This window comes from Weissella cibaria, from assembly GCF_004521965.1.
In the GTDB taxonomy this organism is placed as follows: domain Bacteria; phylum Bacillota; class Bacilli; order Lactobacillales; family Lactobacillaceae; genus Weissella; species Weissella cibaria_A.
This window is the reverse complement of record NZ_SDGK01000024.1, coordinates 1-14,252: the sequence shown is the minus strand read 5'-3', so window position 1 is coordinate 14,252 and position 14,252 is coordinate 1. Positions and strand designations below refer to the sequence as shown.

Sequence of the window (14,252 nt, the reverse complement as noted above, 5' to 3'; positions counted from 1 at the left end):
TGTCGATAATTGGCAAAACAACACTTCTACCGCGCAAAACTAATGTTTTGCCAGCAACACCGCCGCTCGTTTTAAAATTTCATTTTCCTCTTTTAAGATTGCGAGTTCTTTGCGCAATTTTTTGAGCTCATTGGCTGAAACTGACTGGCCACTAACGTCTACGGGGGCGTACTTCTTAACCCAATTTCGAATCGAATCAGCTGACGGCCCGTATTCCGTCGCTAGTTCATCGGGCAGACGGCCCACTTTAACCATTTCAACGATGGACTTTTTTAAAGCCCTCTTCATAACGTGTAACCATAAATAAAAATGCCCCTATGATGATATTTTACCAAACTAGAAAAACTAGTCCGGAATCTCATCATAAGAGCAGGTATTATTAAACGTGTTTTTTGCGAGGAAAGTAACAGCACCTGATCAGTTGAAAATTCTACCGGATATGCGGATTACCTACATTAGGCTTGAAGCAGCGCCTGAATATACCGCTGTGAGTTATGACAATGTAACAACGAAAAATAATAGCAACGTTATTTCGGGTGCAATTGGTGCGAAGGGCTATTATTTAGACTCACCGGTTGATTTAGCAGTTTTTAATACTGAACGGATTATCTTTAAGCACTGTATTCGTATCAATCAGAGCTTTAAGTTTAATTTATCTGAGAAACTAAATAAGGATGCTCGAATAAGGTTCGAATTATTAGATCCACATGGGAACATTTTAAATAAATCAAGTGATTTTCAACTTGCTGCATGGCACGTCCTGACATCAGTATTGCAGCCGCTAAAGAAGAGCTTTGGGGACATATCATTTGGTAACAGTCGGCTTGATATTAAGAATTTCAAAATTGTAAATACGCCTAAGACAGGCTTGTCGTTTACAAACAAAATTGCGTATCAAACGACATTACCAATGCAAATGAATCGTTCTGATAATGACGAAACAAATGTTATTACCGCTCGGCCTAATTCGATTCGATCAATTACAAAGTTTGAAACTATTTGTTGTTACCAACCAAAACAACGAATTTGGTGAATTGGGTTAGTCCGCAAGGTAGTATGATCCATGGCGATAAATTATATATTGTTTACGAGAGTAACACCAAAAAGAAGTATGGCCGTGTTGTGATGTTTGACTTAAAAAATTCGGCAGAGCAGGCGTAATTGGTGGCGGCAAAAATAGATTGCGTGAATTAGAAAAGCTAGTTAATGGTCAAAGGTTTGTAGCAACGAAGATGTTGCAGGCGCTTGATTCAGTGCAGGTCGGACCTGAAATTTATACAGTCCATGGTCAGGCACTGTCGTTTGATTCCAAATCTAAGCGATTATGGTTAATGGCTGAATGGGACGACGCCTATAAGCAGTCATTGACACAAGCTGATTTGAAAAAACTTGCGCCTGTAGAAAGTGCGGATTTTTCATTTACTGATCCGCGGTCGCATGACAAAATAAATAGTGAACGTAATTTTGCGATTGATAAAACTGGAAACATGTATATTGTATCTGTCGTCACAAATAAGACAAAAAAAGATACTAATCTACAGAATGGGGATGTGAGGTTGTATCACGGTAGGATGGTTGACGGTAAACCTAAGTTTTCGGTAACGCCGACGGTTATTCGTAGCAAACCTGGATATTATACACAGCTTTTGTCGTTTAATGAAAAGGACCAGAAGCTATATTACATTACAGATGGTGCTTACTCAACCATTCCAATGACGAAATGGCTAGTCGGCAGTCTAACTTATCCAGATTTTGATATAGGTGTTTATGCGACGCAGGATGGTGGTACACGCGAATTTGAAGCGATGGACTGGGGTCCGTCGCTTCAGTCATACTTAGTTGTTAATTGCGGTGCAGAATTAATGAAGGGCCAATAAGGCATTAGGAGTAGGCGTTATGTTTAAAAAGGTTAATTGGCAGGTAATACTTGTGGTATTGATAGTGCCATTGTTGATTATGAGTCCCATTTTATTTAATGGTACGGCGCTATTAGGTGTAGATGGTTATTTTCATTACAATCGTATTTTCGAAGCAGCAATGCAGCTGCGAGATCGTAATTTGAGTTTTTTGAATTTATATACATTTCAACAAGCTGGTCGTATTGTAAACCAAGTTTATAGTCCGTTTGTAACTTATTTCTTCGGCGCATTACTGTTGATTGCAGGCACTTGGTATAAATTTCAAATTTTAACGTTATACATTGTTTACGCATTGGGAATTTTGACGATGTATTTTGCAGCCACAAAGATTGGATTAACAAAACGTTGGGCGTTAAGCTTGGGTGCCTTATATACATCTTCCGCTGCCGTGTATGGCTTTGTTTTTGGAGCAACATGGAAGTCAATTGCTTTAGCAATTGTGCCACTGGTCATTCCAAGTTTGGTGCACTTGTTTGAAGGCCGTTTTAATTGGCGTCAAACGGTGTACTTGGGTGTCGTCGTCGCTTTGTTGGCACAATTCCAAGTGTTAACAGTAGCGATTGTTTTACCAATGTTGTTGCCGTTCTTTGCTCATGGTGTCTGGGTCGCACAAGCTAAGTTGCGATTTTTAGGACGGATAGTATTAGCTTCGATATTGGCGATTGTATTAAGTTTGAACACGATTATGCCGTTAGCTGAGGTATATCGAAATACTTTGATTTCTCCTGTTGCGATGAACATGATGCCGCAAACAAGCCCAATTTTTCAGCCGACGTATACGGGAGTTAATTCGAATAGTGACATCGTGATTTCTGTCATGGCCTTTCTATTGTTAGGTATGACAATTGCTTTTTGGAAAAAATTGAGTGTATTAACTCGATTTATGGCCATTCTCGCCATTGTTTATTTGGTGGTGGGGACTTCACTTGTACCGTGGCACTTGTTGGAAACTAATTATCCAGGATTACGATCATTCTTGCAGATGCCGCGTCGAATTAGCTTGACGGGATATGCGCTAACTATTGTCGTAGTTGGTAATGTATTTATGGAAGTACGTCCGGACAATAACGTTGTGCGTAGCCTTACGCCAGTAATTCTTGCAGTAGTATCCGTGCTCCTTCTGACTCAGAAGGTTGCGAACAATGTCTACTATGTTCAAAATGAGAAGACACCACTGTACGCTGGATTGCAGGCAACGTCTCGCAATGTTTATTCACCAGACATTCATAAGTTTGTGCAGCTTCAACCGCTATTCCATGATGGGGATATGGGTAAGTTGATTTATCATGTTGATCGTACGACACCAGATTATGTGCCAGTTGATTCGACAATTGAAACGCATCAACCGACCTATGATGCCTACATGAACTCATTTTCAAAGCAATGGCGTCCTTACCAACACATTGTTAATGTGGATGGGACGATGACATTACAGTGGAAGAGCAATGTTGCTAACAAAAAGCGATTAATCCCTGTCGTTGCCTACGAACGCACAAAAGTAGTGCTTAACGGACAATTTTTAAATGTAAATAGGCTTAAGCGGAATACAGTCGGTGCCTTATATGTCGCCGATAGAAGAGGTGTTAATAGGCTTGTACTTTCGTATAGCCCTGCCACAATCACTAAATTGGGAATGTACTTGAGCATAATGGGGTGGGGACTAACGGTCGCTGTTATTACATTTAATTTTTTTAAAAAATATGACAGATAAAATAAAGGTCTCTTATTTATAAATTAAGGCTCTATGCCAAATAGCGTTGGTCGACAATAAAATTGAAAAGTAACGCGATTTGAAGAGTCGCAAAAGTGGTGATGACAGAAATGTTGTCACCACTTTTTTTAGAATTTTCCATACTTCATTTGGATACGGATGCGTCGCATGTAATTACCGAGGTTTTGATAACCGTATGCGGTACGAGCTATTTGCTTAAGGCGACGGTTGATGCCTTCGATTTTACCGTTTGACCATGGGCAACGAAGACTTTCGAGGATGCCTTTTAAATTGCGCTTAAAAGTACCGATGGTCACGTCCATGGCGGAACCCACCGGTTTGTAAGTGCTGATCAATGCATGAATTAGCTCGGGGCTACGCTTGTCCATTGCTTCTAAAGCTTCTTGGTACACTAAATAAGCCGCCTCGAGAACCGGAAATGATTTGAACACTAGCGTGAGAGCTTCTTCTTCCGTGATATATTCGTTCAAGCCTCGCATATATTTACGATGGGTAGTTTCTAAGTTGCTGTATTTTTTGAGGAAAAGGCGCCAGCCGTTTTTCATTATTTTGTATTCACGAGAGTGCTTATCAAGTAGATGCTGAATGCCTGTGCGAATAGTGTTGATGGCACGGGTCATTAGTTGAACGATATGGAATCGATCAATGACAATTTGGGCATTAGGAAATAGTTCCGGCACGAGGGTAGCGTAGCTAGCGTTCATGTCCATGACGACGTGCGTGACTGCCTGGCGTTGCTTCAAAGAGAAGCCATAGAAATAACTTCGGATTGTGTTTAAATCACGACTTGGCAATATCTCCATAAAGTTGTCAGGTGATGCATACACGAAAGCGTATGATCTGCTAATTCGAATTTCATCGAAGCTTAGAACTGCTGGTAAATGACTGTAGTCATAACGATAATCCTGGAGTTCGTCGTTGATAACACGGTGAACTGTTGAGTGTGAAAGACGCAAAATAAAACCGATAACTTTCTCTGAAATATCCTCCATAGCCAGTCGAATAACTTGAAGGCGTAGGGGTTTAGAGATGTTTCGGGCTTCTTCTAAATCGGGTGATGACACAACTACGGAAGCGTTGCACTCATGGCAGTAATAGCGCTGCTTACGCAGGCGTAGGCGGTTGTCGAAACCGTTAGTTGCGGGTAGCTTTACTTCGGTGGGTTTGCTGAAACCATTTTTGGTTAATATGCTCTCTTGGCCACACAACGTGCATCGATCCATATCACCGTGTAGTGCAGCTTCATAAACGATAGTTTTATGATTATCTTTTCCACGATATGAGATGTGGTTGAATTCACCGTTATCATCCATTAAAAATTCGAAATTTGGGTCTGTTAATCCGACGCTACGTAGGATAGAATCATTTAAAGACATCAATAGCTCTCCTTGTATTTTGGTCTTAGACGACTTTAGGATACACCGAGCTATTGGTGTTTTTATTGTTGTTCTGAGAATGATTGATAAATGCAAAAAAGCGTTGGCGATTAACCACCAACGCCAAAAAGAATAGAACCCTTTTTTGTTAACGCTTTAGTTGTTCTTCGTCCTTCTTACCCAAGAAACGATCCTTATTATCGTCTTTGACATCAGGCATGACAAATAAATCGTCAAATTGCTTGCTTAGTTTATCAGTTCGCTTTGTTTGCAATGGCATAGTAGCACCCCCGGTTAAAATGTTACCTCTAGTATAACACGTTAACTTAATTGGGACTTTATGGATGCCAAAGAACGACTTTTCACAAAAATGATAACGGTTACAAATTCATAATTCAATCATACTCGCCCTGTAATATAAGTTTTGCAAAGTGATGATTATATAAGAAAAGGACTAACAACATAATGAAGATTGTACAAAAGATGGCACTAACAATGGGCGCGATGATTACTGGCGTGTGGGGGTTGACTGAACAAGGGCTTGCCGCAAGCACTGCTGCAATGCCCACGCCAAGCAAGACAGATATGTTAATTGCCATGGCTGGTGTTTTACTTACGGTTGCTGCAATCAGTGTTTACGTTTATTGAACAAAATAATAAAGAAAGCGCATGTCCGGAACAAGGATGTGCTTTTTTTGTCTAAAATGTCTGGGGTTAAATTAAACCGAATGTCAGCGTATAATAAGAAAGGAATATTTGTCGAAAGGAAAAGCGAATGGCGTCAGAACATATTGAACAAAAGTTAGCCTTGCTACCGGACTTGCCGGGTTCATATCAAATGAAAGATATCAACGGCAAAATCATTTACGTTGGTAAGGCGAAGAATTTAAAAAATCGTGTGCGGTCGTATTTTAAGAGCGAACACACTGGCAAAACGGCGCAGTTGGTTGAGAATATCGCGGATTTTGATTTTATAGTGACAAGCTCTGAAAAAGAGTCCTTGCTCCTTGAAATCACCTTGATTCAAAAGTACCAACCTTATTACAACATTCGTTTGAAGCGCGGGACGGGGTACCCTTACATTAAAATTACCCATGAGGCCGATCCAAAATTGGAGTTGGCAAATGATGTTATGGAGGATGGCGCCCAGTACTTTGGTCCGTATCCCAACGTTTACGCTGCCCAGGAAACGTTACACTTCCTGCAAAAGGTGTACCCGCTCCGACGTTGTAACGGTTATCAAGGTCGCCCTTGCTTGTACGCTAATATGGGACAATGCTTGGGTGCATGCTATCGTCAGGTGCCATTTACGGAGTATTTAGAGCAAATTAAAAAGATCCAACACTTCTTGGATGGTGATACAAAAGAAGTGACAAAAGTCCTGAACGAGAAGATGAATACGGCTTCGGAAAATTTGGAATTCGAACGGGCGGCTGATTTACGCGATCAGTTGAAGTTTATCGAAACAACGGTTGAAAAACAAAAGATTATTTCCAAGGACGGTACACCACGAGACCTGTTTAATTTTTATATGGATAAGGGTTGGCTGTCCGTCCAGGTATTCTTCGTACGGCAAGCGCGACTGATGAAACGTGAGAAGCGTACATTTGCAATTGTGGAGTCAGCTGAAGAAGAAATGACTAGTTTTATTTTGCAGTTCTATAATCGGAAAAATGCCGTGTTACCAAAAGAAATATTAGTGCCAGCCGGAGTTGACAAAGCGATGATTTCGGACGTGCTGCACGTGCCAGTGCGGACACCGCAACGTAGTGAAAAGCGTGATTTATTAGATTTGGCCGAGAAAAACGCAAAGATTGTGTTGGATGAGAAGTTCCGTTTGATGGAAATGAATGAGTCGAAGACAAGTGGTGCTATGCAAGAAATCGCGGATGCATTGGGTATTCCTGAAATCCATCGCATTGAGGCGTTCGATCACTCACACACGCAAGGGGCCGAAATGGTATCTGCGATGGTCGTCTTTGAGGATGGAGTCCCTAATAAAAATAAGTACCGGAAGTACAAAAATAAGACGGTCGAGCATGCGGATGAGCGAGCTGAAACGATGGAAGTTATTCGCCGTCGATATACCCGTTTGCTTAAGGAACATGCTGAAATGCCAGATTTGATTTTGATGGACGGTGGCGTCATTCAGCTGAATGCTGCTCGTGAGGTCATCGAGGATGAATTGGGCCTTGATATTCCAGTTGCAGCCATGGTGAAAAACGATCAGCATAAAACAGCAGACTTGTTGCGTGAAGAGGGTGAGCCCCACGTGAACTTGGATCCGAAGTCACAAGGCTTCTTCTTGTTGCAGCGGATTCAGGACGAAGTGCACCGATTTGTGATTACGTTCCACCGGCAATTACGTTCTAAGAGCTCTTTGGGATCAAAATTGGATGGAATTGCTGGCGTTGGTCCAAAGACGCGTCAGAAGTTGTTGGCTAAGTTTGGCTCATTAAATAAGATTGCGAACGCCTCAATAGCGGACTTGCGAGAAGTGGGCGTATCTGAAAAAGTGGCTAATGCAATCAAAATTTCGTTGCAAGCAATTCAGCATGCTGATGATTAAAGGTGGTCAAACCCGTTTAATTACTGTAAAATGATAAGCGATAAAATACGCCTGTCACCACGGAATTTGTGTTTGGCGTGCCAGCTTGTCCTGTTCGCATGAATCGATCTGATGAGCTGGCTTATCATAGAGTGAGAGCTTAAAAAAGAAAGTGAGGTCATAAACCATGGCGTTTGTCGACCAAGTTAAAATTTTTGTGAAGGCCGGTAAGGGCGGCGATGGTGCCGTTTCTTTCCGTCATGAAAAGTATATTAATATGGGTGGTCCATTTGGTGGTGACGGTGGTCACGGTGGATCAGTTGTAATGGAAGTTGATGAAGGGTTGCGTACGTTGATGGATTTCCGTTACAAGCGCCACTTTAAGGCGACTCCTGGTGGCAACGGAGCCACTAAGGGGATGACGGGTAAGTCATCTGATGATTTGATTATTAAGGTACCTCAAGGAACGACGATTACTGAAGCTGAAACAGGTCGCGTCATTGGCGATTTGACCGAGCAAGGTCAACGTTTGGTGGTTGCTCAAGGTGGCCGTGGTGGTCGTGGTAACATGCGTTTCGCCTCGTCAACAAATCCAGCACCTGAAATCGCCGAAAACGGTGAGCCTGGTGAAGAATTGGATATCGCCCTTGAATTGAAGGTGCTAGCTGATGTTGGTCTTGTTGGATTTCCATCTGTTGGAAAGTCAACGTTGTTGTCAGTTGTGACGGCGGCGAAGCCAAAGGTTGCAGCGTACCACTTTACGACGTTGGTTCCTAACTTGGGAATGGTTCGTTTGGAAGATGGTCGTGACTTTGTTATGGCTGACTTGCCTGGGTTGATTGAGGGTGCATCACAAGGTGTCGGTTTGGGAATTCAATTCCTACGTCACGTTGAGCGTACGCGTGTTATTTTGCACATGATCGACATGTCAGGTATCGATCCAGAAGAAGATCCCTATGAAAACTTCTTGAAGATCAATAATGAATTGGCAGAGTATGATCCAGCCTTGTTGGAGCGACCACAGATTATCGTCCCAACGAAGATGGATATGCCTGATGCCGAAGAAACATTGGCGACATTCAAAGAAAAGCTAGCTGCGGATCCAAATGTGCCAGACGATGTTGAAATTATGCCAATTTCATCATTGACGCGCCAAGGATTGGAACCGCTCATGCAACGAACAGCCGACTTGTTGGATGAGACACCAGCCTTTATTCCTAAGGGGATGGAGCCTGACGACACAGAGTCAGCTTTGTACGAATTCTCTGAGGAACGGACGCCATTCGAAATCGATCGTGATGAAGATGGTGTTTGGGTACTTTACGGTGATGAAATTGAGCGCTTATTCAAGCGTACGAATACCAACTACACGGAATCAATGATGCGTTTTGCTCGTCAATTGCGCTTTATGGGTGTTGATGAAGCATTGCGTGATGCTGGTGCTCGTGGTGGTGACACCGTTCAAATCTTGGACTTCCAGTTCGAATTTGAAGAGTAAGTTAATTAAAAAGTCAGATGCCGGCATCTGGCTTTTTATTGTTTAATAACGAGGTAATCATTATGGCAGGAAATCAGACTGAACATATTGTGAATACAGATCAATACATTACCATTGCTACGTCAGAATATACGTGGGAACAAACGATTAAAAAGTCGCGCTTCATTGTTAACATGGCTCGTGTTGAAACGGAAGAGGACGCCCGCACATTTATTGATCGCATTAACAAAGAACATAATAAGGCCACACACAATGTTTGGTCGTATATGTTGGGTAACCGTGACCAAGTACAACGCTACTCTGATGATGGTGAGCCGGCTGGTACGGCTGGGGTGCCAATGCTTGAAGTATTTAAAAATAATGAGGTGCATGGTATTGTGGCGGTCGTGACTCGCTATTTTGGTGGCATCAAATTAGGGGCTGGTGGCCTTGTCCGCGCATATGCTGGTACGGTGGCTGGTGGCATTGCCGAGTTGGGATTAGTGGAACGCATTCAACGACACAAAATGTCAATTCGGGTTGACTATAAGAATTATGAGCCGCTCAAGTATTGGCTTGAACAGCATGAGTTTACCATCTTGGATACGCAGTATGATACTGGGGTAACATTGACTGTGCCAGTTGCTGATGACGCGACGGACGCATTTGAGGCGTCAGTGCAAGATTTGTTGGCTGGTCAAGCGGATCTAACAGTTGGTGAAGTTGATTTGTTCGAAGTGCCATACGATAAACGGGTGACGGCGCAAACATCTTCGTTGAAGTAAGCGATTAATTCCCTATATCGAATTTAAGCTAGCTGACGTATAATAATTTTCATGAGGTAATTCATGAGGTGGTGAACGTGTTGAAGCGGAATATTTTGGAAATCCATGTGCTGGTAGTAGCTTTTATGCTGGTTGTTTGGTACTTTCCGACAAACTTTAATTTTCTAATATGGAACGTCTTTTTGGCCATTGTGCCATTTGATTTGGCGTTATGGATTTGCGCAACAAAATCAACACGTTGGCTGAAATGGGGATTGACGGCAGCATGGGTGGTTTTCTTCCCGAATACGATGTATATGGTGACTGATTTTAGTCACTTGTCGTCAATTGGAACTGGTTTAATGACGGAAACGCAATTCTTTAACTATGCAATCTTGGCCAGTGGTGTTTTGATGGGAATGCTGTTTGGCATGTCGTCAGCTCACGCAGTGGCAATTGCGTATTTTGGCGAGAAAATGCCATTGCAGACGTTGACTTTTTATGCAGGTTTATCTTTATTATCTGCCTTTGGTATTTATTTGGGTCGTTTCCTACGATTAAATTCTTGGGAGTTAGTGACGGATATGCATGGTGTTCTAACACAGGTCGCCCAGGCGTTTACCATGCATAGTTTGGTCTTCGTGGTGTCATTTGGTGCGTTACAGTTGGCTATTTTGTTGATGTATCACGTCTTACGAAAAATGTAAGTTATTCAAAAACCGCTCGAGCAAAAACTCGAGCGGTTTTTTGGGTTAACTTAGTCATCTAGACTGCCACCGGCGCGAAGGAAACGCGTACGGATAAAGAATAGGATGGCATTCAGTACAATTAAGAACGCGCTGAAAATAAAAATACCATTATAATCTAGTACACTTGCAATCACCGTGCCCAGCATTGGTCCAGCAACGGCCCCTAATGATTGGAACGACTGGTTATAGGCGAAAATACGTGATGTAATTTCACGCGGGGTTGATTTCGTTAACATAGTTTGCACCGCTGGCAACATGGTAGCATCAGAGATACCAATCATGAAACGCATGATTGCGAGCTGCCAGACGGTTGTGACAAATCCGGTTGGCAGCATAAAGATAAATGCCAAGACGAAACCAATCATAATCATGCGGTGTGTGCCGATGCGATCTCCGATGCGACCAAATCGCGGTGCAGCAATCATGGTTGCGATACCAGGCATGGCTGCGACAACACCTGCTAGGAAGGTTGTACTACCAGCACCGTGATTTAACTCACGTACAAAAAGGGCAACAATTGGACTGATTGACAGATTAACTGTTTGGATAATGAAAGTTGTGGTAAATAAACCAACTGTCAGTTTAGGGAAGGGGAGTAGTTTGAAAACTTCTTTGCGCGATGGTGAAGCACCACGTTCAATAGGTGTAAACTCCTCTTTGACGAGAGTTAACGTTAAGGTGAAAACAAGTAAGAAAATAATACCAGTGATAAAAAATGAAACGCGATAGCTTACCACGGATGCTAAGATACCACCGATGAATGGGCCAAGTAATTGACCACCGGTTACCCCGGTCACTAACATACCAAGGGCGTACCCTGAACGTTCTTTAGGAGTCTGAGTTGCGATCATGGCATTTGCGTTAGAAATGAAACCACCAAATAATCCCTGCAAAGCCCGCAGGAAAACTAATTGCCAAATGTTTTGGGCGAACCCCATCAGCAGAAATACGATAGCCATTCCAAGCGAGGCGCGCAGTAGCATTAACTTACGTCCTTTGCTATCTGCTAACTTACCCCAAAAAGGGGATACAAGCGCTGTCATCAAAAAGGTGATGGCAAAAGCGAGGCCACTATAAAAAGTGAGCTGATTTTTACTGAAGTTACCAAGCGTATCAACGTACAGTGATAAGAATGGCAAGACTTCACTAAATCCGATACCGGTCATAAAGACACCGAACCATAAAACGAATAGGTTACGTTGCCAAGTTGGGAGACCGGCTAGTTTCTTGGTCATAAAGAAGTCTCCTTTGTCCACAGTTATTTAATTCCAAAAAACAATTGTACGCTTATTTTTCGGAAGATGCACCCCGAACGTCCAATGTAAAACTGTTAACCGAACTTAAAATGTAAGTTAAATGATTTTATTCGGTATCAGCACTTGCAATCCTTCATAAGACGTGTAATATATTGAACAATAACTTTTACACAAAAATCATTTTTGCACTTGCAGATTTAATTGCTGGAAAATGGCCAGCGAGTTTCTACCGCCTACCGAAAGTGGCGACAATCCGCAAATGACTGAATAAGAGACTCTCTTTGCAAGCATTTGTGGATCACTGTATCCAGAAATGCTTTTTTGTTATAAAAATTTTGGAGGGTTTTATGTCTCAGTTTAGTGTAACCAACAAATTTATTCCAATGGGGTTGACCTTTGAGGACGTGCAAGTGTTAACGACGAACGCGCAGGTTGTGCCTGCCAATGATGTCTCGTTAGCAACCAACCTAACACCGTCATTGCAGTTGCATACGCCAGCCTTATCTGCCGCGATGGACACGGTGACGGAAGCTCGTTTGGCAACCCAAATTGCCTTGCTTGGTGGTATGGGTGTGGTACACAAGAATATGGTCATTGCAGACCAAGCAGCTGAGGTCCAAAAAGTTAAGCAAGCAGTTGTTGATCCGGCTCGGTACCCGCAAGCAGCGGTTGATTTTAATGGTCATCTATTGGTTGCTGGTGCGGTTGGGGTGACTTCAGATACGGTCAAGCGCGTGGGTGCGTTGGTGGAAACTGGAGCTGACGCAATTATCCTTGACTCAGCCCATGGTCATTCCGAAGGGGTGTTGCGCAAAGTACGAGAAGTCCGCGATGCCTTTCCGACGTTGAACATTATTGCTGGTAACATTGCGACGGCAGCCGGTGCGGCAGCGTTGTACGACGCTGGAGCCGATGTGGTTAAGGTTGGCATCGGGCCGGGTTCAATTTGCACGACCCGCGTAGTTGCTGGCGTGGGTGTACCGCAAGTCTCAGCCATTGCGGCGGCAGCTGAAGTAGCCAAGCAATACGGTAAGACAATTATTGCGGATGGTGGTATCAAAGACGCCAATGATATTGTGAAGGCGTTGGTTTCAGGTGGTAATGCGGTCATGCTGGGTTCAATGTTGGCCGGTACGCTTGAATCACCAGGCGAGGTGTTTACTGATGAACACACTGGGTACCAATACAAGTCATACCGTGGGATGGGGTCAATTGCTGCCATGGAAAACGGTTCAAAAGATCGTTATTTCCAAGGCGAAGTGAATGAAGCAACTAAAATGGTTCCTGAAGGGATTGAAGCACGTACGGCATACAAGGGTGCGCTGACGGATGTCCTAAATCAAGTGATGGTCGATGTTCGCCGTGGTCTTGGCGCTGCAGGTGTTAATTCAATTCGTCAGGCAGCCACAGCCGGTTATATCCGCAACGACAAGGCTGATATTGATTATACACATTTACCACAAGTTGCACGCATCCTGGCACAACAATAGGAAGGGAACATCAAAATGACGACAGAAACGGTTACGACAGGGTTAAGTTTGGATCAAGTATTGTTGGTGCCTCGCGCATCTGACGTCTTACCAAATTCAGTTGGATTGGGCACGCAGCTGTCATCAACTGTTGCCTTGGCATTGCCAGTGATTGGGGCACCGGTAATGACTGATAAGCAAGTTGCACATCAATTTTCAGAAAACGGTGCACTGGCAATTTTGCCAGCGGGGGAAACGCAACTAAAAGATGTTCAAGACTTACGAGCTGCTGATGAGGCGATGACGATTGGGGTAGCTGTCCGTAATGCGCCGGACGCGTTTGAAACAGCTGTGACGTTACACGCGGCTGGCGCGAGCGTCATCTATTATGAATTGGATGATCAACTTGATTTGGCTATCGAATCACTCAAGTTACTGGCGCAACAAGTGCCACCGTTGACAATTTTAGTCGGTCCAGTCGCTGATGAAACGATTGCCCGTCAGGTATTGGCAACAGGGATTGATGCACTAGTTGTGGCGCCTACGCCAGTCCAACCAGTTTATACAGTGACAACAACACTGGCATTTGCTGAATTGGCTGCCGAATTCGATGCCGCCGTCATCTTGGGTGCTGGTATTCGTTACTCAGGTGATATTGTTAAAGCCATTGCAGCTGGGGCGATTGCCACGATGGTTAATGGCCAAATCATGACGGGTGACTTGGCAGATAATCTTTTCCAAATTGCTGGCGGGTTGCGTTCTGGTATGGGTTACACAGGAGCAGCGACAATTAATCAACTTCGTGTAGAAGCACAATTTGTGCAAATCACGGCAGCTGGTCTAGCTGAGAGTCATCCTCACGACGTGGAGTTGACTAAAGCTGCGCCAAACTACGCTAAAAATTAAGTGACGTTTAGCGCGGTGGTGACACCGCGCTTTACTGTATATAATGAAGAAAAGAT

Annotated in this window: 14 protein-coding genes and 1 riboswitch; of the genes, 10 read left to right on the top strand and 4 right to left on the bottom strand. The window is 43.4% G+C overall.

What is annotated here, in order from left to right; translation table 11 throughout:
- Positions 1–39: 39 nt before the first annotated feature.
- Complete coding sequence (locus tag EST42_RS03835; RefSeq protein WP_245150371.1) at positions 40–255, bottom strand: transposase; 216 nt, start codon at positions 253–255, stop codon at positions 40–42.
- Positions 256–385: 130 nt separating this feature from the next.
- Between EST42_RS03835 and EST42_RS03830 the strand changes: the two genes are divergently transcribed.
- The 3 genes from EST42_RS03830 to EST42_RS03820 all read left to right on the top strand — a co-directional run bounded on the left by EST42_RS03830 (position 386) and on the right by EST42_RS03820 (position 3,630).
- The gene (locus tag EST42_RS03830; RefSeq protein WP_134644286.1) at positions 386–1,033 is read left to right on the top strand and encodes a hypothetical protein; all 648 of its coding nucleotides are present in this window, start codon (positions 386–388) and stop codon (positions 1,031–1,033) included.
- A gap of 148 nt (positions 1,034–1,181) precedes the next feature.
- Positions 1,182–1,877, top strand: a complete 696-nt coding sequence (locus EST42_RS03825) for a hypothetical protein (RefSeq protein WP_134644285.1) — start codon at positions 1,182–1,184, stop codon at positions 1,875–1,877.
- 19 nt (positions 1,878–1,896) lie between these two features.
- Positions 1,897–3,630 carry a hypothetical protein gene (locus EST42_RS03820; RefSeq protein WP_134644284.1) on the top strand — a complete coding sequence of 578 codons (1,734 nt, stop codon included), beginning with the start codon at positions 1,897–1,899 and terminating at the stop codon, positions 3,628–3,630.
- 128 nt (positions 3,631–3,758) lie between these two features.
- On the opposite strand, the gene EST42_RS03815 is transcribed toward EST42_RS03820, so the two are convergent.
- Positions 3,759–5,027, bottom strand: coding sequence for an ISL3 family transposase (locus EST42_RS03815; RefSeq protein WP_134643756.1), 1,269 nt, complete (start codon positions 5,025–5,027; stop codon positions 3,759–3,761).
- Positions 5,028–5,175: 148 nt separating this feature from the next.
- A complete protein-coding gene (locus EST42_RS11375) occupies positions 5,176–5,307 on the bottom strand; it encodes a hypothetical protein (RefSeq protein WP_280633870.1) in 132 nt (43 codons plus the stop codon).
- A gap of 185 nt (positions 5,308–5,492) precedes the next feature.
- Here EST42_RS11375 and EST42_RS03810 point away from each other — a divergent pair, with 185 nt between their 5' ends.
- The 5 genes from EST42_RS03810 (at position 5,493) to EST42_RS03790 (ending at position 10,523) form a co-directional block, all read left to right on the top strand.
- Positions 5,493–5,675, top strand: a complete 183-nt coding sequence (locus EST42_RS03810; protein WP_134644283.1) for a hypothetical protein — start codon at positions 5,493–5,495, stop codon at positions 5,673–5,675.
- Between the two features lie 127 nt (positions 5,676–5,802).
- A complete protein-coding gene (uvrC, locus tag EST42_RS03805; RefSeq protein ID WP_134644282.1) occupies positions 5,803–7,596 on the top strand; it encodes an excinuclease ABC subunit UvrC in 1,794 nt (597 codons plus the stop codon).
- A gap of 166 nt (positions 7,597–7,762) precedes the next feature.
- Complete coding sequence (gene obgE, locus EST42_RS03800) at positions 7,763–9,073, top strand: GTPase ObgE (RefSeq protein WP_010372915.1); 1,311 nt, start codon at positions 7,763–7,765, stop codon at positions 9,071–9,073.
- Positions 9,074–9,135: 62 nt separating this feature from the next.
- Positions 9,136–9,837: a YigZ family protein gene (locus EST42_RS03795; protein ID WP_134644281.1), complete on the top strand. Its 702-nt coding sequence runs from the start codon at positions 9,136–9,138 to the stop codon at positions 9,835–9,837.
- 77 nt (positions 9,838–9,914) lie between these two features.
- Positions 9,915–10,523, top strand: a complete 609-nt coding sequence (locus tag EST42_RS03790; RefSeq protein WP_245150370.1) for a DUF1361 domain-containing protein — start codon at positions 9,915–9,917, stop codon at positions 10,521–10,523.
- A 50-nt stretch (positions 10,524–10,573) separates the two neighbouring features.
- Here the strand turns inward: EST42_RS03790 and EST42_RS03785 are convergent, their stop codons facing one another.
- Positions 10,574–11,800 carry a multidrug efflux MFS transporter gene (locus tag EST42_RS03785; RefSeq protein ID WP_134644279.1) on the bottom strand — a complete coding sequence of 409 codons (1,227 nt, stop codon included), beginning with the start codon at positions 11,798–11,800 and terminating at the stop codon, positions 10,574–10,576.
- Between the two features lie 194 nt (positions 11,801–11,994).
- A riboswitch (purine riboswitch) is annotated at positions 11,995–12,093 on the top strand.
- Between the two features lie 75 nt (positions 12,094–12,168).
- Between EST42_RS03785 and EST42_RS03780 the strand changes: the two genes are divergently transcribed.
- Both EST42_RS03780 and EST42_RS03775 read left to right on the top strand, forming a co-directional pair.
- Positions 12,169–13,311: an IMP dehydrogenase gene (locus tag EST42_RS03780; RefSeq protein ID WP_134644278.1), complete on the top strand. Its 1,143-nt coding sequence runs from the start codon at positions 12,169–12,171 to the stop codon at positions 13,309–13,311.
- A gap of 15 nt (positions 13,312–13,326) precedes the next feature.
- Positions 13,327–14,196, top strand: a complete 870-nt coding sequence (locus EST42_RS03775; RefSeq protein WP_134644277.1) for an IMP dehydrogenase — start codon at positions 13,327–13,329, stop codon at positions 14,194–14,196.
- The last annotated feature ends 56 nt before the right edge of the window (positions 14,197–14,252 follow it).